The sequence below is a fragment of the Bacillus rugosus genome (assembly GCF_023238245.1).
GTDB lineage: Bacteria > Bacillota > Bacilli > Bacillales > Bacillaceae > Bacillus > Bacillus rugosus.
Genome location: NZ_CP096590.1, coordinates 2,411,929 through 2,436,200 on the forward strand (window position 1 = coordinate 2,411,929; position 24,272 = coordinate 2,436,200).

The window sequence follows — 24,272 nt, forward strand, 5'->3', positions numbered from 1 at the left end:
TCTCTCGCCTGTGAATATCTCCAATTATCTATGATAACGTACGTTTCGCAGATTTAACAGTATTATGCGCAAGCATCGTGATGGTCATCGGACCTACTCCGCCCGGAACTGGCGTGATGAAGGAGGCTTTTTCCTTTGCCCCTTCAAATTCAACGTCTCCGCAAAGCTTTCCGCTTTCCAGACGGTTAACGCCTACGTCAATGACAACAGCACCTTCTTTAATCTGGTCTGCATTGATGAAGTTGGCTCTGCCGACTGCAACCACCAGGATGTCCGCTTTTTTCGTATGTTCGGTAATATTTTCTGTTCTTGAATGACAGTAAGTAACTGTTGCGTTTTCATTAAGTAAAAGCTGGCCGACAGGTTTGCCGACAATATTGCTTCGGCCGACTACAACAACCTCTTTACCGGAAAGGTCGATATTGGTTTTCTTCAAAAGCTCAACAATTCCGTGAGGCGTGCAAGGAAGAAACGTATCTTCGCCAAGCAGCATTTTCCCTACGTTTAGCGGATGAAAACCGTCTACATCTTTATCAGGAGAGATACGTTCGATTACCGCTTTTTCAGAAATATGGTCTGGAAGCGGAAGCTGAACGAGAATGCCGTGAAACTCAGGGTCTTGATTGTATTGATCGATAATGGAAAGCAGTTCAGCTTCTGTGAGGCTGCTGTCAAATTGATCGAGCTTGAAATTCATTCCCATTGTTTCAGCCGCTTTTTTCTTTCCTCGCACGTAAGAGTGAGAAGCAGGATCATCTCCAATCAAAATAACCGCCAGTCCGGGAGTGACGCCTTGCTTTTTAAGCTCTTCTACCTCTTTTGCCAATTGTTCGCGTTTTTCTCTAGCCGTTTCTTTTCCGTCGATGATTGTTGCAGTCATTGTCTTTCCTCCTATGATTGTTCAATATCAGATTTAATGTTAGAAAGAACCCCGTTTACAAACTTTGTCGCTTTGTCATCACCAAACCGTTTTGCCAGCTCAATCGCTTCGTTCATGGAGACATTCACCGGAATGTCTTCGACATATGCCATTTCGTATGCTGCCAGACGCAAAATTGCGCGGTCAACATTGGCAATCCGATCGAGCTTCCAATTCACCAGATGTTTGGAGATCATTTCATCCAGCTGGATTTGATGTTCCAATACCCCGTATACAAGCTGTTCAAAGAAAGGATCTGTTTTTTCTTCATCCAGTGCATGTTCTATGGCTTCATTCACTGCAATATCGCTGACATCAATTTGAAATAGTGCCTGCAAAGCTTTTTCTCTTGCTGTTCTTCTTTTCATTTTCTTTCTCCTTTGATCCTCTTTATCCGCTTGTCGTTAAGCCACAAAGAGATCATAACATATTTTTTTCGTATCCGCATATTGAAATCAAGGTTTTTTCACCCTATTGCCGAATATTTTCACACACCTTAATATGATCATTCGGGTTTCACGTTCATGAAGAAACTCGGCTGCCTTGAGCCGGCTTTCTTCATGCTTTGAAATAAAGGGTAACGTGTAAAAAAACCAAAGGGCCGCCCTCCCCTTGGTTTCGTGTTAAGCCATTTACATTTCTTCGTCGATTTGGACTTCTTGGGCTTTTGTGTCAAATTGAATGCCGACGATGTGAATATTGATCTCATTAATCGAAAGAGACGTCATATTTAATAAGGTTTGACGAATGTTTTCCTGAACGGATGCTGCAACTTTCGGAATCGAAACACCGAATGTTACGACACAGTATACATCGATCGTAATTCCGTCATCCACCAGGTCGACTTTGACACCCTTGCCATGATTCACTTTACCGAAGCGCTCAACGACGCCAGTCGCAAAGTTTCCGCGCATTTCGGCAACACCGTCAACTTCTGAAGCTGCTATGCCGGCAATGACCTCAATGACTTCTGGTGCAATCTCAACCTTACCCAAATGCGTATCTTCTTGATCCATTTTAAGCAAGCTGTTGTCTTTCATTCAATTCACCTCCGTAAAAATTATGAGCCCATTACATCATATGTTTCTAAAAATTTCGTATTAAACTCTCCGCTCACAAATGTTTCGTGTTCAAGCAGTTTTAAATGGAACGGGATCGTTGTCTCAATGCCTTCGATGACAAATTCGCTCAATGCGCGTTTCATGCGGGAAATCGCTTCATCTCTCGTTTTTCCGTATGTGATCACTTTTGCAATCATGCTGTCATAGTACGGTGGGATGGAATAGCCCGGATACGCAGCTGAATCGACACGAACACCCAAACCGCCAGGAGGCAGGTACATTTTAATTTCACCAGGTGACGGCATGAAATTTTTACTTGGGTTTTCTGCGTTGATACGGCATTCGATAGCCCAGCCTTCAAATACAACATCTTCTTGCTTGAGGCTCAGTTCCATTCCTGATGCCACTTTGATTTGTTCCTTAATCAGGTCAGTTCCCGTCACCATTTCTGTGACTGGGTGCTCTACCTGAATTCTCGTGTTCATTTCCATGAAGTAATAGCGCTGTTCATTGTAGTCATATATAAATTCAACTGTTCCAGCACCTGTATAGCCAACCGCTTTTGCAGCCTTTACCGCGGCATCGCCCATCTGCTCCCTGATTTCTGAATCAAGCGCAGGAGATGGTGATTCTTCCAAAAGCTTTTGCAGACGTCTTTGGATCGAGCAGTCGCGTTCTCCTAAATGAATGGTATTTCCATAGTTATCGGCAAGCACTTGGATCTCAACATGACGAAAATCTTCTATGTATTTTTCGATGTAAACACCTGGATTTCCGAATGCTGTTGCGGCTTCCTGCTGTGTAATCTTAATGCCGTTTATCAGTTCCTCTTCGGTGCGAGCAACCCTGATTCCTTTTCCGCCTCCGCCTGCAGTGGCTTTTATAATTACAGGATACCCAATTTCATTAGCAAGCGAAACCGCTTCTTCCACATTTTCTATAATTCCTTGTGAACCTGGCACGATCGGCACGCCAGCCTGTTTCATCGTTTCCCGCGCGACGTCTTTTGTTCCCATTTTAGAAATGGCATCAGCGCTCGGGCCGACAAACGTGACGTTAACTTCTTCGCATAATTCCGCAAAATCAGCATTTTCAGCTAAAAATCCATATCCCGGATGAATAGCGTCCGTACCCGTCAGCTTCGCAACACTCACAATATTTGTAACGTTTAAATAGCTGTCTTTTGATGCTTTCGGTCCGATACAAAAAGCTTCATCGGCCATTTGAACATGAAGGGCATCTTTATCAGCTTCTGAATAAACAGCGACAGTCTCAATTCCGAGCTCTTTGCAGGCTCTGATGATTCTGACAGCAATTTCTCCTCGGTTGGCGATCAATAGCTTTTTAATCATGTTAAGTCTCCTTACTCTGCTTTTACAAGAAATAGAGGTTGTCCGTATTCGACCAGCTGGCCGTTTTCTACTAATACTTCAACGATTTCGCCTTTTACTTCCGCTTCGATTTCGTTGAAAAGCTTCATCGCTTCTACAATGCAGACAACTGTGTTTTCATTTACTTTTGAACCAGCTGTCACATACGGGCCAGCTTCCGGAGAAGAAGAGGCATAAAATGTTCCGACCATTGGTGAAGTAATTTTATGCAGATTCTCATCTTGCTTAGGTTCTTCTTGGGCAGGTGCCGGCGCTGCTTGCTGCGCTTGCGGCTGAATTGCCTGCGGAGCCTGCGCCTGTACAGGTGCTGCCGGCGCCTGCTGCATGACTTGAACAGTGCCTGCTTCATGTTTTTTCAGTTTTAAGGATACACCTTCATTTTCATATACGAATTCGTCAATTGTAGACTCATCAATTGCTTTAATCAGCTCGTGGATTTCTTTAATATTTAACATTCAATCGCACTCCTATGTATGAAATTTCTTTTTTATAGGTTACTACTAAAAGTACATACTATGTTCATCTTACAGGAGCGGACTTTTGAATTCAACTCTAATATGATTGGCACGCCAAAAAGCCCGCTGTTTAAGCGGGCGTGCATTTCCTCTTTTTTACTTGGATGGTTCAAATGTGACAGCGACGTCTTTCATTGTTTTGATTTCTTTTGCCACAAGGTCTATAATGGCTGTCGCCTTCGATTTGGAGTGTTTGTCTGATTTGACTGTAATGTTGATTTTATCTCCTTCAGCATTCACGAGCGCGTCTTCGTAGCCTTGTGTTTTAATAAGCGTTTCCAGCTGTTTTTCTGTTCCTTCCACTTCACTGAGTGCTGTCATTTTATCATATGCTTCGCTCTTTTCCTTTGCTGTTGCATCATCGCTTGACACAATGGCATTCAGCTCTTCTCTTTCTTTGCTTCTGGCATCTTCTAAATCAAGGCGGTACGTCGTGAACAGATCATCATCAGCTGTTTCTGTTACAACAGTTCCTTTTTCACTAGCTTCAGCTGATGTTTCCTTGTCTGCTGATGAATCTTTTGTGCCCTTTGTTCCATCTTCTTTATCTTTTTCAGTTTCTGTACCGTTTTTTTCCTTTGTGTCTTGCTTTGGAGGCGTTTTTTCAGTTGCGACCTCTCCGCTGTCAGACGCGCTTTTTTCACTTTGCATTTGAACGGCATTTTTGCTTTCCGGCGACATGATATAGTAGACGCTTAACACCACGACAAGACTGAGCATTGTTAATAGCCAAACGGTTTGTTTTTTGAGCATTTATGAATCCTCCTTTATTTTTTTAGGGGCAACCGCAACCCGGTGGCTTGGAACATCCAGGACCCGTGTCACCGCTTCAATAATGGTTTGTTTTATTTGAACGTTGTCCACTCCTTGAGCAACAACGAGTACACCGCGTATATCAGGCTTTTTCGTTTGAACGACGACGGGTGTTTCCTTATCGCCGTTTTTGATCATGACAATTTCTTCTTCTGATGTCTGGTCTGTAACGCTTCTTGTTCCGCCTTCTTTGTCTGTTTCTTCAGTTGTTGTATTTTTGTTTGATTTGTTTTTTTCGTATACTTTCAGCGACGTTGCATCAACATTCACGACAACAGAGACATCGTCCACACCTATAATCGTTTCAAGAATTTCTTTCAGCTGATTTTCGTATTCTTTTTCATAATCATCGATCGAGCTCTTAGGTTCATCAGATTTCGAGGCTTTAAACACTTCGGCTGTTTTCTCTTTGCTGTCTTTAGTATCTTGTGATGATACTGCCGTTATCGTTTTGGCGTTTTCTATTTTCTCAGGTGACGAAAACAGATGGCTGACAAGCATAAAGGAAACTCCGAGAACAAAAACGAATAGAAAGTAATGATATTTGGTCAGCTTCGGCTTTTCACCGTCCTTCGTTTGCCCCGGAAGAAACTGCTTTTTCAATACATTCCATAATCCGTTTTTATTCATTGCCGACACTCTCCCCGCCTTCCATATGAACCGTAATTTTCTCACTTCCGATTTCCCAAATGTCCGCAAGCTGTGACTTGATCTGTTTGGCTTCTTTTTGTTCGGCTGCTTCTTTCGTTACGTATGCATGGTCTGTATCAATGTGAACCGGCGCGACCGTTTGGACCGTTTTTTCAGAAGACGGGGCCATATACACGCTGATTGTTTTAATATCCTCTTCTGAATCTACCTTTTCTCCTGCCGTGAGTTTGATGTTGTCTACTTTGTATTCATCATGACTGAATCTCTCCTCCGCTTTCTTTTTTAGTTGGACAGCCATTTCTTCTAAAATATATGCGCGTTGGGAAGCTTGTATTTCTATTTTTTTTGAATTGATTTGATTTTTTATGTTGGCAGACTCTGACTGCCCGTTTTTTGTGAGGTATTCAAAGATGACTGCAGGGTCTGTGTTGAAAATCTTAAAAATTGGCGTAAGCATGACGACAATCAAGAGCAGGCTGACTACCATTTTTGCGTACTTTTGCATGCTGGAGCTTGGCAGCAGCATATCAATCACAGTTGCAAATAGGATAAACAACACGATGGTGGTAAGCCATTCAGTTAAAAAACTCATCCGCCAGCCTCCTTTATTTCATCATCATCGTGAGGTTTCCGGCTGTGATTATGACGGTAAGGCTTAGAAAAAACATGAGAGACACAATGGCGAGAGCTGCAAAAATATAAATGACGCTTTTGCTGATGACGTCGAGGCAGGTAATGACTGGCCCGCCTCCAAGCGGCTGAAGAATCGCGGCCGCCAGCTTATAAATAAAAGCGAGGGAAAGCACTTTGATTGCTGGAAAAGCCGCAATACAGATCAAAATAGCGACTCCGAGAATTCCTACTGTATTTTTCAAAAGTAAGGAAGCGCTGATCACAGTATCTGTTGCGTCTGTAAACATTCGGCCAAGCACAGGAATAAAGTTACCGGTTATAAATTTTGCCGTCCTGAGCGTAATGCCGTCTGTCACTGCAGCTGAGGCTCCCTGAACAGAGATGACGCCGAGAAAGATGGTGAGAAAGACGGCGAGCGCCCCGATGGCAATATTTCTGAGCAGGTTGGCCAGCTGCGTCACTTTGTATTGTTCGGTCATTGTGCTGACAATGCTCAGAATTGCTGATAAGAAAATGAGCGGCATGACAATATTCTGAATCAAGAGACCGCTCGTGTTCATCAGAAAGAGGATAACAGGATGAAAGAAGGCTGCAGATACAGCTCCGCCTGAGGAAGCCAAAAGCGCCAAAAGGAGCGGAATGAGCGCCAGTATAAAGCTGGTCATCGTCTGAATGGCCTCTGTCGCATAATTGATTGCCACATGAAAACTGTTCAGCGCAAGGATAATCAGCACCATGTATACAATTGAGTAAGCGACCTTACTGACGGTGCTTTGTTGAAATGCATTTTGCAGAAGCTGCAGGATGACGCAAAATATCGTGAGCAAAATCAATGTGCCAAGCAGCTTTCCGTTGGCAAGCACTTCATGAAACAAATATGAAAAGAGAGCTTTAAGCCATTCTTGCGGTGAAAATGTTTTATCGCCATTGATAAACTCAATTAAGCTGCCTTTTTGGCTTTCCGGCAGCAGTCCGCCGTACTCTGTCATAATGTCATTCCAAAATTCACCGATCTTGTCTGTTTCAAGCGAGGCCGCTGTCCTTTCTGCTAATTGCTCAGCCGTTTCAGCATGGTCTTCCGTTTGTTCGGCGTCACCGGCTGCTTGTACAACTTCTGCACGGCCTGCTATGATCAGCACGGCCAGAAGCAAAGCCAATTGAAAACGCTTCAATCTACCGCCTCCTTTCGGTTATGACATAGAAGGTATAAGTCCGAGAATCGTTTCGATAATGACGGTTAAAATGGGAACAGCCATAACGAGAATTAAAATTTTCCCAGCCAATTCTATTTTCGAGGCGATGGCCCCTTGACCGGCATCTTTTGTGAGCTGCGCCCCGAATTCAGCAATATAGGCAATTCCGATAATCTTTAAAATGGTTTCAACATAGACCATGTTGACATTTGCATTAATCGCGATTTTTTCTATCATTCGAATAATGGCGTAGATCTGGTCTACCAAATAAAGAAAAATGGCACATCCGGCAAACACGACAATTAAAAACGCAAAAGTCGGCTTTTGTTCTTTTACAATCAAAGAAAGGAAGGTGGCGATCAGCCCTAAACCTACAATTTGAACAATGTCAATCTGCAAGCCCCCCTATCCTTGGAATAAAAACACAGCTTTTATCTTTTTAAAAAGGTCATCTACAATCGTGGCGACCATAAATAAAATATAGATAAAACCTAACAGCGTCACCCACTGCGCGTATTCTTTTTTGCCCATCTGATCCAAAATCGTGTGTAAAAATGCGACCACGATTCCCACTCCAGCGATCTGAAATATGACATTCACGTCTACTCCCATTTTATTTTTGCTCCCCTCACGTTTACATCAATAGAAGAATGAGTAACAAGCCCGCTAAAAAGCCCAAACTTTTTATCATTTTTTCATTTTTCGCTTGTGCCTGCTCAGCATCCGCTTCCGAGGCTTCCAAATGTGTCAGCGCCAGCTTGATGTGCTTTTGCTGAGAGATGCGATCATGAATCCCGAGCGTCTCGCCAAATTGCTTCAGCACTTCATATTCGCTTTTTTTCAAAGACATGGTGTCCCACACCTTCTTTAAGCTTTGCTCCCACGCCGTTTTCGCGGAATCACTTCCCTTGTCCAGCTGATCACTGAACGTAATAAAAAGAGCTGAAACAGGCTGTGCCAGCTGCTTGGCGATCTGCTGTGAAGCGGTATGAAGCGGTGTATGGCCGTACATGATTTCAGCCTCGAGGGATTGGAGCGCCGCACGCAGCTGGCGGATTTGCCTCGGCCGTTCTGTGTAAATCTTCGCCATCTCAAAACCTGTCCATGTTGTCGCTACCACAATGAATACAGCGCCCAGCAGCTTCAGCATGTCTTCACTCCCATCGTTCCAGACAGCACATTACCGTCTTTGTCATAAATGCGGCTTACTGTCCCAGGCCCCTTCGCTCTCGATAATTCCAAATAGCGGTCAAAGGCTCTTTCTTCCCACAAACGCTTCAATGAAGGCCGCTTCATCAGATCGGATATGCTCCAGCCATGCGCCGAGACGATTACTGAAACACCTGCATGCAGGGCCTCAAGAAGTGCATCTGTATCTTCAATGCGCCCGATTTCATCGACAATGATCACCTCAGGGCTCATGGATCGAATCATCATCATCAGCCCCTCAGCCTTTGGACAGGCGTCTAATACATCAATCCTCTGTCCAAATTGATGCTGCGGAATGCCCCGCAGGCATCCGGCAATTTCTGACCGTTCGTCGACGATTCCTGTCTTTACGGGCAACATGTGGGTTTTGCCGGTGCTCGAGAGTCTCGCAAGATCCCGAAGAAGTGTTGTTTTACCGGTTTGCGGCGGACCGATAATCAGCGTATTCAGCCAGCTGTCTCGATATAAGAATGGAAGCAGCGGCTCCGCAATCCCCAGCTTTTGCCTGGCAATTCGTATATTAAAAGATGTGATGTCACGGAGGCCTTTCACACCTCCGTTTTCCGTGATGACTCTGCCTGCCAGTCCGACTCTGTGGCCGCCTCTGATGGTGACATACCCTTTCTTCAGCTCTTCTTCGAGCGTATACATGCTATAGTTGCTGAGCCGGCTGAGAATCAGATGGGCATCCTCAGCCGTGCCGGCATAGGACAAAAAAACAGGTTGTCCTTTTCGAATCAATTCAACAGGGCGGTTGACCCGAATTCTGACTTCTTCGATTTCCAGCCATTGATGTTCCGGTATTTCAGAAAGGGCGTTTTTCATGGATTCAGGGAGAACCTCAGCAATTTCATTCAACAGAGCCTCCTCCTTTCTACCGATTGGCTTCTTTAAAATGTATGACGTGAGGCAGACTTTATGACAAGCCTCTCTTTATTTATGAACACCCGCCAAAATCAAAACAACACCCGTAAAAATCAGAATCAGCTTTGCATACGACAGCTGCCCGGCAATTTGATAGATTCCGACAGTCATGGTGATGATAAAAATCAGCGGACCGACAATAGCAAGAATGCTGTTAACCACAACCGCCTTCCGGACATCATTTGTCACAAGCATGATAATCGCTGCCGTCAGCTCAATCATAGAGGATAAAACTCGCAATCCAGCCATTGTTAAAACAGTAGAATTAATATTTCCAAGTAAAAATTTCATAGCACTCTCCCAACCTCCCATTTTTTTATATGATATGCTCTAGCTAGCGGAAGTAGTCTTGTCATTTTCGTATAAAAGAAAGATTCAGTTTTTGGGCAAAAAAAAAGCCTGCTCCCATTTGGGAACAGACTTCTTTTTTCTTTCTACGCTCTTGAAACGTAAGAACCGTCTGATGTATTGACAACAAGTGTGTCGCCTTCATTCACAAAGAACGGCACGTTGACAACAAGGCCTGTTTCAGTTTTCGCAGGTTTTGTACCGCCTGATGCTGTATCGCCTTTAATGCCAGGTTCAGTCTCAACAACTTTCAGCTCAACTGTGTTCGGAAGCTCAATACCTAGCGTTTCATCTTGGTACATCATGATATGCACAGACATGTTTTCAAGCAGGTATTTTAACTCCTCTTCGATTTGAGTCGCGCTTAGTTCAAGCTGCTCATAAGAAGAAGTATCCATAAATACGTGCTGATCTCCGTTTGCATATAGGTATTGCATTGTTTTTGTTTCGATTTGCGCTTTCGCTACTTTTTCACCAGCGCGGAATGTTTTTTCCTGAATCGCGCCAGTACGAAGGTTGCGGAGTTTAGAGCGGACAAACGCCGCACCTTTACCAGGTTTTACGTGCTGGAAGTCAACGACGCGCCAAATGCCGCCATCTACTTCGATTGTTAATCCTGTACGGAAATCGTTAACTGAAATCATGTTTAATGTCCTCCTATATTCCAATCACAAAATAATAAGTTCTTTTGGGGAATGGGTGATTGTCCGGTTGCCGTTTTCTGTAATCACGATGTCATCTTCTATGCGGACACCGCCTGTTTCTGGTATGTAAATGCCCGGCTCCACTGTGACCACCATGCCCGGTTCAAGGATAGCTGAAGATCTGACGGACAATCCCGGCGATTCATGAACTTCCATGCCGAGCCCGTGCCCGGTTGAATGGCCGAAATATTCACCGTAGCCTTTTGCAGCAATGTGATCCCTTGTAAGGGCATCAGCCTCTTTTCCTGTCATCCCCGGCTTAATATGTGCGACGCCAAGCGCCTGAGCATCAAATACGACCTGATAAATCTCCTTCAATTGATCACTGGGCTGACCTACAGCGACCGTACGGGTAATATCAGAACAATATCCTTTATAATAAGCGCCGAAATCAAGCGTAACAAGGTCTCCACTTTCAATCAGTTTGTCACTGGCCACACCGTGCGGAAGGCTTGACCGAAGGCCCGAGGCGACAATCATATCAAAAGAAGAGCTGTCAGCTCCCTGGCTTCTCATATAAAACTCCAGCTCATTAGCAACAGCGATTTCAGAAATGCCGGGTTTCATAAACGTCAAGATATGTCTGAAGGCATCATCTGCAATCTTCGCAGCTTCCTCTAATATCTTAATCTCTTCACTAGACTTAATCAAGCGCAACTTTTCTACCGATTCAGCCACAGGCACTAATTCAGCCTCACTGACAACCGCGCTGTACGAAGCGTATGTGCCGTATGTCATGCTGTTCTGTTCAAAGCCAAGGCGCTTGATGCCGAACGCTTCAACCGTGTCGGCAGTGGTCTGAATCAAGCTGCCGCCATGTTCAATGATCTCAAAGCCCTTTACCTGCACCTTCGCCTGCTCTGTATAACGAAAATCCGTAATAAACGCTGCCCTGTCACCTGATATAACAGCCAGGCCCGCCGAACCTGTAAATCCTGTCATATAGCGTACATTTGTGCTGCTTGTAATCAGCATTCCGTCAATCCCCAGCTGTCCAAACAGATTTCTTATTTTCTCTAGCTTCATCTTTATTCTCCCCCTTGCTGGCTTAATAAGTAGCGAACAGCAAGCTTGTAGCCTTCAGCTCCAAGACCGACAATCTGCCCTTTCGCAACCGGAGCGATAACCGACTGATGCCTGAACTCCTCCCTGGCGTATAAGTTTGATAAATGCACCTCAACTACAGGAAGACTGATACTTGAAATAGCATCCCTGATCGCATAGCTGTAATGAGTCAGGGCGCCGGGGTTCAGAACAATCCCGCCGTATTGCTCCTCAGCCTCATGTATCGCATCTATCAAATCACCTTCGTGATTAGACTGGAAGAAAGTGAGCTGGATATGTAAGGCTTCTGCAAATTGAAAAAGATCTGTTTCAATATCGGTCAGTGTCTGGCGGCCGAATACCTCCGGCTCACGCTTCCCCAGCCGATTGACATTCGGCCCGTTCAAAATTAAAAAATGAGGCACATGAATCTCTCCTTTTCGCGAGGGTTTCTCATGTAAAAAATGTTCACTTCTCGTGAACATTTTATCATACTGAAAAAGGATAATACACTATTCTCTATGCGTTCCCAGCGCACGTGCCAGCTTTTCCGAATTCAGCTCATTGTATTCAAATGAAATAGAATAACCGACAAACAGCCCGTAAAGCAAATAGATGCAAATAGTTGTAATAACTGTATCTGCTTTCAGTTCGGTCACCGCGCGAACATCAGGAAAAATCGGATTAAAAACAAAAAACACGAGCAGCCAAAGCAGCAAGCCATATAAAACACCCGGCCACATTGTTTTTAAACGTTTCAATAGAAGATAATAAAGAAACGCTGCGCCAATTGAAAGAATGCCGATCAAAATGATGCTGATTACGGTTCCCAGTCCATGTTTTTTCCACTCTCCGAGCACAAACGGCTGCAAAATCATATTCGGACTGATTTCAGAAAAATGAAACAAATATGCAATATAAGCAATGAAACTCCATAACACGCCTCCGCAAAAACCTGTTGCCGCCACCCTTCCGGCCATTGGAACAGGCGGCCCTTGCTTCTCATTCAGTTGTTGATCTTGTTCTGTATCTTTTTCGCTTGTCATCATGGCACCTCCAGTTAAAGTGTGCCCAAAAAATAAAATGTCAATAAAAAAGCTCACACTTTTTGACAGCAGAGAGTAAAATTTGAAAATAACGGGTATAATGCATGTAGAAAAAGCATGGCTATGGCAATTTTTCAACCTGTCAATCTAGAGGTTTAGCGCTGTTTCCTGTACAATAGAGTGAAAGGAAATGGTTAGCAATCCTAAAGAAATAGGCAGGTTGATAATATGTCAAAACATAAAATTCCGCCCGCTTACGGCGGGCAAGCAGTTGTGGAAGGCGTTATGTTTGGCGGAAAGCATCATTACGTTACGGCTATCAGAAGAACGAATGGGAGCATTGACTTCTTTAAGCTTCCACGCAAACACAATCCGAAACTGAACATCGTTAAAAAGATACCGTTTTTACGGGGGATCGCGGCCATTATTGAAGCGAGCGCAAACGGCACAAAGCATTTGAATTTTTCGAGCGAACGTTACGGGCTCGATCCATCTGAAGACGAGACACTTGAGCAGGAAGAAAAAAAAGCCTCCGGGCTGTCTATGTATCTCAGCCTCGCGGTAATCGGCGTCTTATCATTTTTGTTCAGTAAGTTCGTATTTACATTGGTACCTGTTTTCTTAGCTGAACTGACAAGGCCGATTTTTTCATCGGACATAGCGCAAATTGCGGTTGAAAGCCTGTTTAAGTTGATTTTGCTGCTCGGTTACATTTATTTTTTGTCCATGACACCGCTTATTAAAAGAGTGTTTCAATATCATGGAGCCGAACATAAAGTCATAAACTGTTATGAACAGAATTTGCCAATTACAGTGGAGAATGTTCAAAACCAATCCCGGCTTCATTACCGCTGCGGATCCAGCTTTATTTTATTTACGATTATTGTCGGCATGTTTGTCTATTTGCTTGTTCCGACAGATCCGCTTTGGCTGCGTGTTATAGATCGTGTTGCACTGATACCTGTCGTACTCGGCATATCCTTTGAAGTTCTGCAGCTGACAAACAAAGTTCGTGATATTCCCGGACTGAAATTCCTTGGCTACCCGGGTCTCTGGCTTCAGCTGTTAACAACAAAAGAACCTAAGGATGACCAGGTTGAAGTTGCCATCGAAAGCTTTAACGAGCTTCTCAAACTCGAAGAAATGTCTGAACAAAATCAGAAGCCTTCTCACAACGTCATCTAGTATCCGTTGCCCTGCTATTACTTTCGGAGGTGGACAGTTATGAATCATCGTGTACAACCTATTATTGCTGTATTAATTGCGCTGGGAGCATTCGGTTTCCTCTATGTGCTGGTAACCAATCCCGGAGAAATGGCAAAAATGGCGGTAACCGTCATCGTGGCAGGTGTCATTATTTATTTTATTGTGAAATATGTAATGAATCGAAATGCGGGCAGCGAAGGAGCGGCCTTCAAAAAAGCGGCGAAACAATCGCGGCGCCGGATGAAAGAACAAAAAGCAAAGCACCGCGCCGGACATAAGGGACGTGTCAGCCACCTGCGAAGCGTTCCGAGCGCCAGCAAGCCTAAGCCGATGATTCTCAAGAAAAAAAGCCAGACTCAGCTGACTGTTATAGAAGGGAAAAAAAATAAAAAGAAAAACAGAGCGCTTTTTTAATAGGTCCACTGTTTTAAAAACTGCTCTGTTTGTCTTTTACCTAGCTCAATCAGGGCTAGTTTTTTTTGTTGTGTTAAATGAAAATCGGTTGCCATTACGTCGTCAACGGGCAGAAAAATGATGTTTTGTTCATAGCGTGACGCAATATGCCTTGCGTCATGTGCATCCTTCATCGTTTCAAACAGGGCGCCAAACAGTTCGAAAGCGTTGCGGATATTTTTTTTCGGACGCTCTCTTTCCCGCGGCGCAAGCGTTACACCGATTACAGGGCGTTTTTTTTCCTTTGAAAACAGCCAGATTGGAAAATTGCTTAACACCCCTCCATCAACTACCGTGGCGGTGCCTGTGTCCGTTTTTAATTTTATCGGTTCAAAGAAATACGGAATGCTGCAGCTCATTCTTACTGCTCTGGCAACAGGAAACATATCGGGATTTAGCCCGTAACGTACCAAATCGTCTGGCAAAACAATCATGGTGCCGTTTGTCAGATCAGAAGCGATAAGGCGCAGAGACCCTTTCTGCAAATCACCGAAAACCCTTATGCCTTTCGCTCTTAACAGATCAGCAATCCATTTTTCTATCGTGTCGCCTTTGTATAAGCCGAGACGCCAGTAGATGGACACCCACTGGAGCATCTTTAAGGGGAGAAATGAGTATCTCTGGTCCAGCAATTTCTCTCCGTCCACTTCTTCAATCAAAGCGTGGATTTCCTTACTGGTGTAACCTGAGGCAATGAAAGCGGCAATAATTGCGCCCGCGCTTGTACCCGCAACCCTTTTAAACCGGAAGCCTTTTTCCTCAAGTGCTTCATAAGCGCCTGCCAGCGCAATGCCTTTTACTCCTCCGCCGGAAAACACACCGTCAATATACATCTCATTCCCCTCCCCCTCCATCCAATCGTTTATTACCATTTTAAGAAAATACGCGAAGAAATAGACCAACGAATGACGCTGTGCGCAGTGAATCAAAAAAGACGGCCTCCTTTGAGACCGCCTTTTTACTGATTATGATGTTCTGTTTTCTTTTGGACTGATTTCAGATCTTTTTTACGGGCATCATCTTCTTCAAAATATTGAACAAGATCTCCGATGCGATCAATGCTGTTCCAGCTTAAATGATGTTCGATTCCTTCGACATCGTTATATATTTTCTCTTCATCAACACCAATGATTCTTAAAAACTGCTCAAGCAATTCATGTCTGTATACCAGCCGTTTGCCTATTTTTTTCCCTTTAGACGTTAACACGAGACCGCGATATTTTTCATAAATTAAATATTCGTCTTTATCTAGTTTTTGAACCATTTTTGTTACAGAGGAGGGATGGACTGCCAATGCTTCCGCGATATCGGAAACCCGTGCATATCCTTTTTCTTCAATCAGCATATAAATCTGTTCAATATAATCTTCCATACTTGGTGTTGTCATCGAAACCCTCCCAAAAAGCACCTTAACTTTATAAACCATTACAAGTTTACACTAATGAACTTGAAAAAACAAGGATGCTTCGCGGGACAAAAGCCCTGTTTACCGCTTATAATTCCATTCATCTGAGGCGTATTTTGTTTCTGCCAAGTGATGAACAAAATCAAGCTCTTCCTGGGACAGTTCGTACGGCTCCAAATGAATGTTAAGGCCTGTTTCAAACCCTTCTTTAAAGGCTATACGGGCCTCATCCATCGTAACCCGCTTATCGGTGAGTTCATTAATGGCAACCGCTTTATTTTTGAAATTGCGCTGCATCCGCTCTCTGACTCTTTCACTTGGATATAAGAACAGATCGAACAGCTTGTCCTCATCCAAATCAAGCAGAATGGAGCCGTGCTGAAGAATCACGCCTTTTTGTCTTGTTTGCGCGCTTCCTGCCACCTTGCGTCCCTCGACCACCAGCTCATACCATGAAGGCGCGTCGAAACAAACGGATGACCGCGGATTTTTTAAGCTTTCTTTTTCTTTCTCGGTTCTCGGGATCGCAAAGTAAGCGTCCAGACCAAGATTTCTAAAGCCTTGGAGTATGCCTTCTGAAATGACCCGGTATGCCTCAGTGACCGTCGCCGGCATTTCGGGATGTTCTTCTGAAACAATCACACTGTATGTCAATTCCTGATCGTGCAGAACACCTCTCCCGCCGGTCGGGCGTCTGACGAATCCGAGATTATACTTATGTACTGCTTCAAAATTGATTTCCTTTTTAATATTTTGAAAATACCCTACAGAAAGAGTCGCCGGATTCCAGCCGTAAAAACGGATAACCGGGGGAATTTTCTTTTCGCTGTGCCAATATAATAGCGCTTCATCAAGCGCCATATTGAATGCAGGACTTGCATTGCCTGAGTCTATAAACCGCCAAGTTTCTTTTTCCATTTTGAGACCTTCCTTACCGTTTTAATAGAATCAGTTTATCAAACTGCCGGGAAAATGAAAATATTTTCGTTCCATTATGGATGACAATCGCGCTGTGCTTTACTATAATAGTATTTGTCGAAAACAGCTCTATGGCCTTGTTTTATGCAGCAGGGTTTTGATTTTATATGCTAAAGGAGTAGAATCACATTGTCTAATATGATCGTTCTGATTATTTTTGCTGTGTTTATCGTCTATATGATTGCTTCATATGTTTATCAGCAGCGAATTATGAAAACACTTACGGAAGAAGAATTCCGCGCGGGTTACCGCAAAGCGCAGCTCGTTGACGTTCGTGAACCGAATGAGTTTGAAGGCGGACATATTTTAGGGGCCCGCAACATCCCGCTGTCCCAGCTAAAACAGAGAAAAAATGAAATCCGTCCGGACAAGCCTGTCTATCTGTACTGCCAAAACAGTGTCCGCAGCGGACGCGCGGCACAAACCCTGCGCAAAAACGGCTGCACTGAGATTTACAACCTAAAAGGCGGCTTTAAAAAATGGGGCGGAAAGATTAAAGCGAAGAAATAAAGCAAAACAGCTGTCTATTACAGACAGCTGTTTTTATTTATCTTTCTTCCTTCTCATATCTGAGCACCGGGTGTCTCGCAGCTTTTGTTTCGTCCATTCTTTTTACAATCGTCGTATGCGGCGCCTCCTGGACGAGTTCCGGAGTTTCCTCTGCTTCCCTTGCAATTTGAATCATAGCGTCGATAAACGCATCCAGTGTTTCCTTTGATTCCGTCTCTGTCGGCTCAATCATGATACATTCTTCAACATTAAGCGGGAAATAAATCGTAGGCGGATGATAGCCGAAATCGAGCAGCCGTTTTGCAATATCAAGCGTACGCACTCCCAGCTTTTTCTGCCGCTTCCCTGACAATACAAATTCATGCTTGCAATGACGGTCAAATGGAAGATCGTAATAAGGCGCGAGCTTTCTCATCATATAGTTCGCGTTTAACACTGCGTTCTCAGTAACAGCATTTAGCCCGTCTGGCCCCATGGAGCGAATGTACGTATACGCTCTGACATTAATGCCAAAATTGCCGTAATACGGCTTCACGCGCCCGATCGAGTGAGGGCGGTCATAATCAAATGTAAAGTGTCCTTCTTTTTTGATTAAAACTGGTTTTGGCAAATAAGGAATCATATCTTTTTTTACGCCGACAGGGCCTGAGCCGGGACCCCCGCCGCCATGAGGGCCAGTGAATGTTTTATGCAGGTTTAGGTGCACCACGTCAAATCCCATATCTCCCGGTCTCGCTTTGCTTAAAACCGCATTTAAATTAGCGCCGTCGTAATACAGTTTCCCCCCTGCTTGGTGAACAATTTCTGCCATCTCGGTAATCTGTTCCTCAAACAAGCCGAGCGTGTTCGGATTCGTCAGCATAAGAGCAGCAGTTTCTTCATTCACCGCTCTTTTTAAATCCTCCAGATCGACAAGCCCATTTTCATTTGATTTCACCGTCACCGTTTCAAAGCCTGCTACTGTCGCTGAAGCAGGATTCGTCCCATGCGCGGAATCAGGAACAATGACCTTCGTCCGCTTGAAATCCCCGCGCGCTTCGTGATAGGCGCGGATCATCATCAGCCCCGTCCATTCGCCATGCGCCCCGGCAGCGGGCTGAAGAGTGACCTCGTCCATTCCCGTTATTTCCTCAAGGTGCTTGCTTAAATCATATAAAAGCTCTAAAGCGCCTTGCACCGTGTCTTCATCTTGAAGGGGATGAATCGCAGCAAAACCGGGGATTCGCGCGATTTTTTCATTTATTTTCGGATTGTATTTCATTGTGCAAGAACCGAGCGGGTAAAAGCCGGAATCCACCCCGTGATTACGTTTGGACAGCGCTGTATAATGGCGCATAATATCCAGCTCGGACACCTCCGGCAGCTCAGCGTCCTCGTCACGAATATAAGTGTCTGATAATAGATCCTCCAACTCGATTTCCGGTACGTCGAGTTCTGGCAGACTGTAGCCGATACGGCCTTCTCTGGAAAGCTCAAAAATAAGTGCCTGATCCTGATTACTCATGGCGATCCCCCACTTCCTGAATGAGTGCGTCGATTTCTTCTTTTGTTCTCAGCTCCGTTACAGCAATCAGCATATGACATTCCAGCTCCGGATACGTCAGTCCAAGATCATATCCACCGATGATGCCTTTTGCCAGCAAACGCTGGTTCACAGCTTTCACCGGTTCATCCAGTTTGATGACAAATTCATTAAACATCGGTCCGTCAAACATAACGGTAAGGCCTGCTTTTTTTGCTTCTTGCTTTGCATAGTTGGCTTTTAAGAGATTTTGGCGGGCGATTTCTTTCACGCCGTTTTTCCCGAGAGCAGTCATGGCGACAGAAGCTGCCAGCGCATTTAAAGCTTGGTTCGAGCATATATTTGATGTCGCTTTATCCCGGCGGATATGCTGCTCTCTGGCTTGTAAAGTAAGCACAAAGCCTCTTTTTCCGTTTTCGTCTTCCGTTTGTCCGACGAGACGGCCCGGCACCTTTCTCATTAATTTTTTGGTGACCGCAAAAAAACCGCAATGCGGGCCGCCGTATGCTGAAGGAATGCCGAAAGGCTGCGCATCACCGACGACGATATCAGACTGGAACTTTCCAGGCGGAGTGAGGAGTCCTAGCGCAAGCGGGTTGGATGATACAATAAACATGGATTTCCCTTGATGAGCGATAGGCTCAATATCCTTTAACGGCTCTACCCGGCCAAAAAAATTCGGGTACTGAACGATCACTGCGGCTGTGTCCTCGCAAACAGTTTGGCGCAAAGCATCAAGATCGGTAACGCCATCTGCAGCGGGGACTTCAACGACTTCAATATACTGACCTTTTGCGTACGTCTTCAGCACTTCTCTCGATTCAGGGTGCACGGTTTTTGATACAACGATTTTTTTCTTTTTCGTGTGGCCTGAAGCAAGCATTGCCGCTTCCGCCAAGGCTGTTCCGCCATCATACATAGAGGAGTTGGCGATATCCATGCCAGTCAGTTCACAAATCATCGTTTGGAATTCAAAAATGGCCTGAAGTTCCCCTTGTGAAATTTCCGGCTGATACGGCGTATACGCCGTATAAAACTCAGAGCGTGAAATGACATGATCCACAATGACAGGCTGATAGTGATCATATACGCCTGCTCCTAAGAAAGACGCATGTTGTACCGTATCACGATTTTTAGAGGCCAGCTTTGTCAGTTCTCTTGTTAATTCCGTTTCTGACTTCGCTTTTTTAATTTGATACTCTTTTTTATATCTGACGTTTTCCGGTATATCAGCAAATAATTCATCGATGCCGCTTACGCCGATAGCGGCAAGCATTTCCTGTTTATCCTCTTCTGTTGCGGGCAAATAACGGTGCTTCATGTGTTGACTCCTCTCCCCAAGAAAAAATATTAGCGTTTATAAAATGGTGTTCTAACAACCTTTGCTTTCACTAATTTTTTGCGAATCTCCACCTCTACAACTGTCCCCATTTCACTTGCTTCCGCAGCAATTAGGGCAAGGCCGACGTTTTTCCCTAATGTCGGTGACTGCGTGCCGGTTGTCACCTTTCCAACGGACTTGCCATTTTGGAACACTTCATATCCATGCCGCGGTATCCCTTTTTCAATCATTTCAAGACCGACAAGCTTTCGTTTCGCCCCGTTTTCTTTTTGTTCGCTCAATACCGACTTACCAAAAAAGTCAGACTCTTTTTTGTGCTTTACAGCAAAGCCAATACCTGCTTCAATCGGTGTAATATCCCGGGTCAGCTCCTGGCCGTAGAGCGGGAGCTTCGCTTCAAACCGGAGCGTATCACGTGCGCCGAGTCCGCATGGAATCAGTCCGTATGCTGCCCCTGCATCAATGATTTGTTTCCAAATATACGCCGCATCATCCGTGCGGCAGTAAATTTCAAACCCGTCCTCACCCGTATAGCCGGTGCGCGAAATAAGTGCTTTGCAGCCGCTGATATCAGCTTCATCAATAAATGCAAACGGCTTTAATGCAGACACATCTGAATCTGTCAGATTTTTTAAGATGGTTTCTGCTTTCGGCCCCTGTACAGCCAAGAGCGCGATTTGATCTGACTGATTGTCAATCTGAACATCACCTGCTGCATGTTCCTTCATCCAAGCCAGGTCTTTATCTATATTAGAAGCGTTAATGACAAGCAGATAGCGGTTTTCTCCTTTTTGGTAGACAAGCAAATCATCGACGGTTCCGCCATCCGGGTAGCACATCGCCGTATATTGCGCACGGCCTGGCGCTAATAAGGAAACATCATTTGTCATCAGCCTTTGCAAAAAAGGCAAACTATCGTTTCCGGACACTTCGACTTCTCCCATATGAGACACATCAAACAGCCCGGCCGCAGTTCGGACAGCCTCGTGTTCCTTTTTTATGGAAGAAAATTGAACAGGAAGCTCCCAGCCCCCAAAATCAATCGTTTTCCCTCCATATTCCTTATACAGTTTAAATAACGGCGTTCTTTTCAGCATCGAATTCCTCCCCTTTTTCAACGGCGCAGCTAAAAACACATACAAAAAAGGACAGAGAAACACCTCATGTAAAATGAAGGTTCTCTGTCCTGGCACCTGAAAGTTTACTTTGCATTTGCAAAGACGTCCCCTTTGGTGGCTTGCGCATCCGCACAAACACTCTCCAGAGTTGCGTCGAGCAAGAGTTCTTTTGCCTGAGAGATTCACTCCGCAGTTTGCTCCTTCGGCGCCTGTATCCCGAGGTTCTCGGTCAGGTCTCTCCCCTTGCTGTCATTCGCTCATATTTTCATGCTGTTATGGACATACTATAGCAATATCTTACATCAAATACATACTCATATCCTACCATCATCACTATATGCTGGGCAACAGCAATTTGGGCAGATTTTTCTTATATTGTTCATTTTAAGAATCGAAGAATAAGAAAGGCGGTTACAAGCATGAACGCAGAAATGATCTACGATGCAAAATGGCCTGAAGAATTCGCTGAAAGACTGAAAAACGATGGCCCATGGGCGAACTGGGAACTGTACAAGCTCTCTGCAGAAATCCAGAAAACATTAGCCATTCCTGAATTTGAAGGCTTACGGGCCCCTTTATACCTGCCTTCCTTTACACCGCTCCCCCACCAGCTTGAGGTGGCGCAAAAAGTGGTAGAAAAAATGAATGGGAAAGCGATTTTAGCAGATGAGGTGGGTCTCGGGAAAACGGTTGAAGCCGGACTGATTCTAAAAGAATATATGATTCGCGGTTTAGCCAAAAAAATTTTGATCCTTGTGCCCGCTTCCCTTGTATCTCAGTGGGTCAAAGAGCTTCAGGAAAAATTTTTGATCCCGGCTGTTGAACAAAAGAAAAGCTACGTGTGGGAGCAATGCGATATTGTCGTCTCATCAATCGACACCGCAAAGCGCTCGCCCCACCGGGAAATTGTGCTGTCCATCCCATATGATCTCGTCATTATTGATGAGGCACACAAACTGAAAAATAGCAAAACGAAGAACTATGAATTTGTCCGGAATCTCGTAAAAAAATATTGCCTGCTTCTTACCGCAACGCCAATTCAAAACCGTATCGAAGAAATTTTCAACTTGGTGTCCTTATTAAAGCCTGGCCATTTAGGCAGCCAGAATCACTTCCAGGAAGAGTTTGCCAAGAAGAAATCCAGTATAGAAGCACATGAGCATTTAAAAGATCTTGTGAATAAAGTCATGATCCGCAACAGGCGGCATGACACCGGGCTGAATTGGAAACAGCGCCATGTTGAAACAGTGCCGATAGAATTTTCTCCATCAGAGCAGGTGCTTTACGATGAAATTTCCAGCCTGAAGGAGGGCATCAATAAGCCGGCCAGCATGTTCTCAATTATGACCTTGCAAAGAGAATGCTGTTCGAGCAGGGAAGCGGTGTATATGACGCTGAAAAAAATGCTTGATCAAAAAGAGAAACAAGCACCGGCCATTGACGAGCATACCATTTCGGTTTTAATAGATCGAATCAATCAAGTGACACAAAACTCTAAAGCGCTTCAAGTGGTTGACCTGATCAAAAAGATAGACGATAAGGTCATCATTTTCACAGAATACCGGGCCACCCAGATTTACCTGCAATGGTTTCTTCAGCAAAACGGCATCAGTTCTGTGCCATTCAGAGGAGGATTTAAACGCGGGAAAAAAGATTGGATGAAGGATCTCTTCCGCGGAAAGGTTCAAGTCCTGATTGCAACTGAAGCAGGCGGTGAAGGGATCAACCTGCAATTTTGCAATCACATGATCAACTATGACCTGCCATGGAATCCGATGCGTCTTGAGCAAAGAATCGGAAGAATTCACAGGCTCGGGCAGGAGCGTGACGTGCACATTTACAACATGGCAACAAAACATACAGTGGAAGAGCATATTTTAAAGCTGCTATATGAAAAAATTCATTTATTTGAAAAAGTGGTCGGCGAACTTGATGATATTTTAACGAAAATTCAAGTGAACAATTTTGAAGAGCACCTGCACGATATTTTGTACCATTCAGCAACTGAAGAAGAAATGAAAATAAAAATGGATAACTTAACCTCATTTTTGTCTTATAAAAAACAGCAGCCTGCTGAAAAAAGAGGATCTTAGCCTGTAAGGAGGTTTTATAAGTGAGACAGCAAGAGGTTCACGATTTTCTGCTGCGTTTTTTTCAAGCAAACAGCTGCCCAATCGTTGATCAAGGTTCAGGCTATATGACCGTGCAGCTTACAGTTGAAATGGACAAACAAATCATGAACCGCCCTTTCTACTGGCACTGGCGCGAGAAAACAGGCGGCGATCCAAATCCGATGAAAATCACTTTTATTACAGATAAAGAAACTGCTCCAAAAGACCTAGACGGCGAATTTATTTATTTTGGGGCGCCGCGCCTTTTTCAAATGTTCAAAGCTGTTAAACAAAATGGGAGATTTACCAGAATGTATGAGAAAATTGAATCAGCCGGAGCCAAAGTTCCACTTCAGCCTTGGCTTGGTATAAATGTCACGATTTCATACCAGTCCGACATGAAAAAGGATAAGCTATTGTCACTAGGCCTTCACCTAGTCTCTGGAACCATAATTGAAGATTTTCACAGCAAGCTGACACAGCTACCACTGACGTCTCAAATATGTGACTATTGCTTCACCATATCGCCTATGATCAAACCAGAAAGCGGCCTTAAGCGGATGGAAAACTATATTGCAAAATCCGCCATGCAGGAGCCGTCAGACTGGGCAGAACAGGCGGTAAGCAGGTGGAAAAATGATATGTCATTGCTTGACAAATTTTATGAGCATATAGAAGAAAAACCAGAAGAGTATCATCTAGAAAAACAGGCACTGAAAGCCTTGTATCAACCAAAGATATCAGTTGAAATTGAAAATGGCGGATTATTTTATCTGCAAAATAATATTTCAATCTAACTTTTTTTACCATTCGACATCGTTCTCGTTTTTTTTGAAAAAATGCGATTATAATAAAGGTATATTGGAAAAAAATTCTGGCAATTTCAATGGCAAATGACTTCCAGAGACCAATGAAGCATACAATGAGTCATGGCCGGACTGGCTGAAATACATAAACAAGTATTTTAGGAGGAGAATCTGCATGAAAAATGCAAAACAAGAGTACTTCGAATTAGATCAAGAATGGGTTGAATTAATGATGAAAGCCAAAGAGGCAAATATCAGCCCGGAAGAAATACGAAAATATTTACTTTTAAACAAAAAGTCTGCTCATCCTGGTCCGGCAGCCAGAAGTCATACCGTAAATCCTTTCTGAATGTGCTATAATATCACAAGG

30 protein-coding genes and 1 riboswitch are annotated in these 24,272 nt (G+C 44.2%); of the genes, 6 read left to right on the forward strand and 24 right to left on the reverse strand.

Going from position 1 to position 24,272, the window contains the following annotated elements:
* Nucleotides 1-28 precede the first annotated feature (28 nt).
* The 18 genes from folD to M0696_RS12140 form a co-directional block, all read right to left on the reverse strand.
* Entirely contained in the window at nucleotides 29-880 is an 852-nt protein-coding gene (gene folD / locus M0696_RS12055; protein ID WP_222143138.1) for a bifunctional methylenetetrahydrofolate dehydrogenase/methenyltetrahydrofolate cyclohydrolase FolD, read from the reverse strand.
* 11 nt (nucleotides 881-891) lie between these two features.
* Complete coding sequence (gene nusB, locus M0696_RS12060) at nucleotides 892-1,287, reverse strand: transcription antitermination factor NusB (RefSeq protein ID WP_222143139.1); 396 nt, start codon at nucleotides 1,285-1,287, stop codon at nucleotides 892-894.
* Between the two features lie 264 nt (nucleotides 1,288-1,551).
* Nucleotides 1,552-1,959, reverse strand: a complete 408-nt coding sequence (gene yqhY / locus M0696_RS12065) for a fatty acid biosynthesis protein YqhY (protein ID WP_222143140.1) — start codon at nucleotides 1,957-1,959, stop codon at nucleotides 1,552-1,554.
* Nucleotides 1,960-1,979: 20 nt separating this feature from the next.
* Entirely contained in the window at nucleotides 1,980-3,332 is a 1,353-nt protein-coding gene (gene accC, locus M0696_RS12070) for an acetyl-CoA carboxylase biotin carboxylase subunit (protein ID WP_166850962.1), read from the reverse strand.
* Nucleotides 3,333-3,343: 11 nt separating this feature from the next.
* Nucleotides 3,344-3,826 carry an acetyl-CoA carboxylase biotin carboxyl carrier protein gene (gene accB, locus M0696_RS12075; RefSeq protein WP_222143141.1) on the reverse strand — a complete coding sequence of 161 codons (483 nt, stop codon included), beginning with the start codon at nucleotides 3,824-3,826 and terminating at the stop codon, nucleotides 3,344-3,346.
* A gap of 156 nt (nucleotides 3,827-3,982) precedes the next feature.
* Nucleotides 3,983-4,639: a stage III sporulation ratchet engulfment protein SpoIIIAH gene (gene spoIIIAH / locus M0696_RS12080; protein ID WP_166850956.1), complete on the reverse strand. Its 657-nt coding sequence runs from the start codon at nucleotides 4,637-4,639 to the stop codon at nucleotides 3,983-3,985.
* Complete coding sequence (spoIIIAG, locus tag M0696_RS12085) at nucleotides 4,640-5,329, reverse strand: stage III sporulation protein AG (protein WP_222143142.1); 690 nt, start codon at nucleotides 5,327-5,329, stop codon at nucleotides 4,640-4,642.
* Nucleotides 5,322-5,942 (reverse strand): stage III sporulation protein AF, encoded by a 621-nt coding sequence (gene spoIIIAF, locus M0696_RS12090; RefSeq protein WP_248601997.1) that lies wholly within the window; start codon nucleotides 5,940-5,942, stop codon nucleotides 5,322-5,324. Before spoIIIAF ends, spoIIIAG begins: the two co-directional genes overlap by 8 nt.
* 13 nt (nucleotides 5,943-5,955) lie before the next feature.
* Nucleotides 5,956-7,155 (reverse strand): stage III sporulation protein AE, encoded by a 1,200-nt coding sequence (gene spoIIIAE / locus M0696_RS12095; RefSeq protein WP_222143144.1) that lies wholly within the window; start codon nucleotides 7,153-7,155, stop codon nucleotides 5,956-5,958.
* Between the two features lie 18 nt (nucleotides 7,156-7,173).
* A complete protein-coding gene (spoIIIAD, locus tag M0696_RS12100) occupies nucleotides 7,174-7,575 on the reverse strand; it encodes a stage III sporulation protein AD (protein WP_166850944.1) in 402 nt (133 codons plus the stop codon).
* A gap of 6 nt (nucleotides 7,576-7,581) precedes the next feature.
* Nucleotides 7,582-7,788: a stage III sporulation protein AC gene (gene spoIIIAC / locus M0696_RS12105; protein WP_003153142.1), complete on the reverse strand. Its 207-nt coding sequence runs from the start codon at nucleotides 7,786-7,788 to the stop codon at nucleotides 7,582-7,584.
* A gap of 22 nt (nucleotides 7,789-7,810) precedes the next feature.
* Nucleotides 7,811-8,326, reverse strand: coding sequence for a stage III sporulation protein SpoIIIAB (gene spoIIIAB, locus M0696_RS12110; protein ID WP_248601998.1), 516 nt, complete (start codon nucleotides 8,324-8,326; stop codon nucleotides 7,811-7,813).
* A complete protein-coding gene (gene spoIIIAA, locus M0696_RS12115; RefSeq protein WP_166850938.1) occupies nucleotides 8,320-9,243 on the reverse strand; it encodes a stage III sporulation protein AA in 924 nt (307 codons plus the stop codon). The genes spoIIIAB and spoIIIAA overlap by 7 nt, the downstream gene beginning before the upstream one ends.
* A 75-nt stretch (nucleotides 9,244-9,318) precedes the next feature.
* A complete protein-coding gene (locus M0696_RS12120; RefSeq protein WP_003226379.1) occupies nucleotides 9,319-9,600 on the reverse strand; it encodes a YqhV family protein in 282 nt (93 codons plus the stop codon).
* A gap of 143 nt (nucleotides 9,601-9,743) precedes the next feature.
* The gene (gene efp, locus M0696_RS12125; protein WP_003226377.1) at nucleotides 9,744-10,301 is read right to left on the reverse strand and encodes an elongation factor P; all 558 of its coding nucleotides are present in this window, start codon (nucleotides 10,299-10,301) and stop codon (nucleotides 9,744-9,746) included.
* Nucleotides 10,302-10,325: 24 nt separating this feature from the next.
* Nucleotides 10,326-11,387: an aminopeptidase PapA gene (gene papA, locus M0696_RS12130; RefSeq protein ID WP_166850935.1), complete on the reverse strand. Its 1,062-nt coding sequence runs from the start codon at nucleotides 11,385-11,387 to the stop codon at nucleotides 10,326-10,328.
* A gap of 2 nt (nucleotides 11,388-11,389) precedes the next feature.
* Nucleotides 11,390-11,830 (reverse strand): type II 3-dehydroquinate dehydratase, encoded by a 441-nt coding sequence (aroQ, locus tag M0696_RS12135; protein ID WP_166850932.1) that lies wholly within the window; start codon nucleotides 11,828-11,830, stop codon nucleotides 11,390-11,392.
* A gap of 87 nt (nucleotides 11,831-11,917) precedes the next feature.
* On the reverse strand, nucleotides 11,918-12,454 hold the full coding sequence (locus tag M0696_RS12140) for a YqhR family membrane protein (RefSeq protein WP_166850929.1): 537 nt from the start codon (nucleotides 12,452-12,454) through the stop codon (nucleotides 11,918-11,920).
* 225 nt (nucleotides 12,455-12,679) lie between these two features.
* Here M0696_RS12140 and M0696_RS12145 point away from each other — a divergent pair, with 225 nt between their 5' ends.
* Together M0696_RS12145 and M0696_RS12150 are read left to right on the forward strand one after the other, a co-directional pair.
* Nucleotides 12,680-13,636 (forward strand): DUF1385 domain-containing protein, encoded by a 957-nt coding sequence (locus M0696_RS12145; RefSeq protein ID WP_222143145.1) that lies wholly within the window; start codon nucleotides 12,680-12,682, stop codon nucleotides 13,634-13,636.
* A gap of 39 nt (nucleotides 13,637-13,675) precedes the next feature.
* Nucleotides 13,676-14,071: an SA1362 family protein gene (locus tag M0696_RS12150; protein WP_222143146.1), complete on the forward strand. Its 396-nt coding sequence runs from the start codon at nucleotides 13,676-13,678 to the stop codon at nucleotides 14,069-14,071.
* Here the strand turns inward: M0696_RS12150 and M0696_RS12155 are convergent.
* The 3 genes from M0696_RS12155 to lipM form a co-directional block, all read right to left on the reverse strand.
* Complete coding sequence (locus M0696_RS12155; RefSeq protein WP_166850923.1) at nucleotides 14,068-14,943, reverse strand: patatin-like phospholipase family protein; 876 nt, start codon at nucleotides 14,941-14,943, stop codon at nucleotides 14,068-14,070. The two genes, M0696_RS12150 and M0696_RS12155, sit on opposite strands and share 4 nt — an antisense overlap.
* Before the next feature lie 125 nt (nucleotides 14,944-15,068).
* Nucleotides 15,069-15,497, reverse strand: a complete 429-nt coding sequence (mntR, locus tag M0696_RS12160) for a transcriptional regulator MntR (protein ID WP_166850920.1) — start codon at nucleotides 15,495-15,497, stop codon at nucleotides 15,069-15,071.
* 99 nt (nucleotides 15,498-15,596) lie between these two features.
* A complete protein-coding gene (lipM, locus tag M0696_RS12165; RefSeq protein WP_166850917.1) occupies nucleotides 15,597-16,433 on the reverse strand; it encodes an octanoyltransferase LipM in 837 nt (278 codons plus the stop codon).
* Nucleotides 16,434-16,622: 189 nt separating this feature from the next.
* On the opposite strand from lipM, the gene M0696_RS12170 reads away from it, so the two are divergent.
* On the forward strand, nucleotides 16,623-17,003 hold the full coding sequence (locus M0696_RS12170; protein ID WP_166850914.1) for a rhodanese-like domain-containing protein: 381 nt from the start codon (nucleotides 16,623-16,625) through the stop codon (nucleotides 17,001-17,003).
* Between the two features lie 37 nt (nucleotides 17,004-17,040).
* Here M0696_RS12170 and gcvPB read toward each other — a convergent pair whose 3' ends face one another.
* Genes gcvPB through gcvT form a run of 3 tightly spaced genes read right to left on the reverse strand, consistent with a single transcriptional unit; the run spans nucleotide 17,041 to nucleotide 20,964 of the window.
* Nucleotides 17,041-18,507, reverse strand: a complete 1,467-nt coding sequence (gene gcvPB, locus M0696_RS12175) for an aminomethyl-transferring glycine dehydrogenase subunit GcvPB (RefSeq protein WP_222143147.1) — start codon at nucleotides 18,505-18,507, stop codon at nucleotides 17,041-17,043.
* On the reverse strand, nucleotides 18,500-19,846 hold the full coding sequence (gene gcvPA / locus M0696_RS12180) for an aminomethyl-transferring glycine dehydrogenase subunit GcvPA (RefSeq protein ID WP_222143148.1): 1,347 nt from the start codon (nucleotides 19,844-19,846) through the stop codon (nucleotides 18,500-18,502). Before gcvPA ends, gcvPB begins: the two co-directional genes overlap by 8 nt.
* Before the next feature lie 29 nt (nucleotides 19,847-19,875).
* Nucleotides 19,876-20,964, reverse strand: coding sequence for a glycine cleavage system aminomethyltransferase GcvT (gcvT, locus tag M0696_RS12185; protein WP_222143149.1), 1,089 nt, complete (start codon nucleotides 20,962-20,964; stop codon nucleotides 19,876-19,878).
* Between the two features lie 172 nt (nucleotides 20,965-21,136).
* Nucleotides 21,137-21,238, reverse strand: a riboswitch (glycine riboswitch).
* A 166-nt stretch (nucleotides 21,239-21,404) separates the two neighbouring features.
* On the opposite strand from gcvT, the gene M0696_RS12190 reads away from it, so the two are divergent.
* From M0696_RS12190 to sinI, 3 genes are all read left to right on the forward strand, one after another.
* Nucleotides 21,405-23,078 carry a DEAD/DEAH box helicase gene (locus M0696_RS12190; RefSeq protein ID WP_222143150.1) on the forward strand — a complete coding sequence of 558 codons (1,674 nt, stop codon included), beginning with the start codon at nucleotides 21,405-21,407 and terminating at the stop codon, nucleotides 23,076-23,078.
* Between the two features lie 20 nt (nucleotides 23,079-23,098).
* A complete protein-coding gene (locus M0696_RS12195; RefSeq protein WP_222143151.1) occupies nucleotides 23,099-23,893 on the forward strand; it encodes a YqhG family protein in 795 nt (264 codons plus the stop codon).
* 184 nt (nucleotides 23,894-24,077) lie between these two features.
* A complete protein-coding gene (gene sinI / locus M0696_RS12200) occupies nucleotides 24,078-24,251 on the forward strand; it encodes an anti-repressor SinI (RefSeq protein WP_166850897.1) in 174 nt (57 codons plus the stop codon).
* The last annotated feature ends 21 nt before the right edge of the window (nucleotides 24,252-24,272 follow it).

What these genes read in the sequence shown, in the direction of transcription:
- folD (WP_222143138.1), bottom strand. Translation starts at nt 880, where the DNA reads ATGACTGCAACAATCATCGACGGAAAAGAAACGGCTAGAGAAAAACGC.
- nusB (WP_222143139.1), bottom strand. Translation starts at nt 1,287, where the DNA reads ATGAAAAGAAGAACAGCAAGAGAAAAAGCTTTGCAGGCACTATTTCAA.
- yqhY (WP_222143140.1), bottom strand. Translation starts at nt 1,959, where the DNA reads ATGAAAGACAACAGCTTGCTTAAAATGGATCAAGAAGATACGCATTTG.
- accC (WP_166850962.1), bottom strand. Translation starts at nt 3,332, where the DNA reads ATGATTAAAAAGCTATTGATCGCCAACCGAGGAGAAATTGCTGTCAGA.
- accB (WP_222143141.1), bottom strand. Translation starts at nt 3,826, where the DNA reads ATGTTAAATATTAAAGAAATCCACGAGCTGATTAAAGCAATTGATGAG.
- spoIIIAH (WP_166850956.1), bottom strand. Translation starts at nt 4,639, where the DNA reads ATGCTCAAAAAACAAACCGTTTGGCTATTAACAATGCTCAGTCTTGTC.
- spoIIIAG (WP_222143142.1), bottom strand. Translation starts at nt 5,329, where the DNA reads ATGAATAAAAACGGATTATGGAATGTATTGAAAAAGCAGTTTCTTCCG.
- spoIIIAF (WP_248601997.1), bottom strand. Translation starts at nt 5,942, where the DNA reads ATGAGTTTTTTAACTGAATGGCTTACCACCATCGTGTTGTTTATCCTA.
- spoIIIAC (WP_003153142.1), bottom strand. Translation starts at nt 7,788, where the DNA reads ATGGGAGTAGACGTGAATGTCATATTTCAGATCGCTGGAGTGGGAATC.
- spoIIIAB (WP_248601998.1), bottom strand. Translation starts at nt 8,326, where the DNA reads ATGCTGAAGCTGCTGGGCGCTGTATTCATTGTGGTAGCGACAACATGG.
- M0696_RS12120 (WP_003226379.1), bottom strand. Translation starts at nt 9,600, where the DNA reads ATGAAATTTTTACTTGGAAATATTAATTCTACTGTTTTAACAATGGCT.
- efp (WP_003226377.1), bottom strand. Translation starts at nt 10,301, where the DNA reads ATGATTTCAGTTAACGATTTCCGTACAGGATTAACAATCGAAGTAGAT.
- papA (WP_166850935.1), bottom strand. Translation starts at nt 11,387, where the DNA reads ATGAAGCTAGAGAAAATAAGAAATCTGTTTGGACAGCTGGGGATTGAC.
- M0696_RS12140 (WP_166850929.1), bottom strand. Translation starts at nt 12,454, where the DNA reads ATGATGACAAGCGAAAAAGATACAGAACAAGATCAACAACTGAATGAG.
- M0696_RS12145 (WP_222143145.1), top strand. Translation starts at nt 12,680, where the DNA reads ATGTCAAAACATAAAATTCCGCCCGCTTACGGCGGGCAAGCAGTTGTG.
- M0696_RS12150 (WP_222143146.1), top strand. Translation starts at nt 13,676, where the DNA reads ATGAATCATCGTGTACAACCTATTATTGCTGTATTAATTGCGCTGGGA.
- M0696_RS12155 (WP_166850923.1), bottom strand. Translation starts at nt 14,943, where the DNA reads ATGTATATTGACGGTGTGTTTTCCGGCGGAGGAGTAAAAGGCATTGCG.
- mntR (WP_166850920.1), bottom strand. Translation starts at nt 15,497, where the DNA reads ATGACAACACCAAGTATGGAAGATTATATTGAACAGATTTATATGCTG.
- lipM (WP_166850917.1), bottom strand. Translation starts at nt 16,433, where the DNA reads ATGGAAAAAGAAACTTGGCGGTTTATAGACTCAGGCAATGCAAGTCCT.
- gcvPB (WP_222143147.1), bottom strand. Translation starts at nt 18,507, where the DNA reads ATGAGTAATCAGGATCAGGCACTTATTTTTGAGCTTTCCAGAGAAGGC.
- gcvPA (WP_222143148.1), bottom strand. Translation starts at nt 19,846, where the DNA reads ATGAAGCACCGTTATTTGCCCGCAACAGAAGAGGATAAACAGGAAATG.
- gcvT (WP_222143149.1), bottom strand. Translation starts at nt 20,964, where the DNA reads ATGCTGAAAAGAACGCCGTTATTTAAACTGTATAAGGAATATGGAGGG.
- M0696_RS12190 (WP_222143150.1), top strand. Translation starts at nt 21,405, where the DNA reads ATGAACGCAGAAATGATCTACGATGCAAAATGGCCTGAAGAATTCGCT.
- sinI (WP_166850897.1), top strand. Translation starts at nt 24,078, where the DNA reads ATGAAAAATGCAAAACAAGAGTACTTCGAATTAGATCAAGAATGGGTT.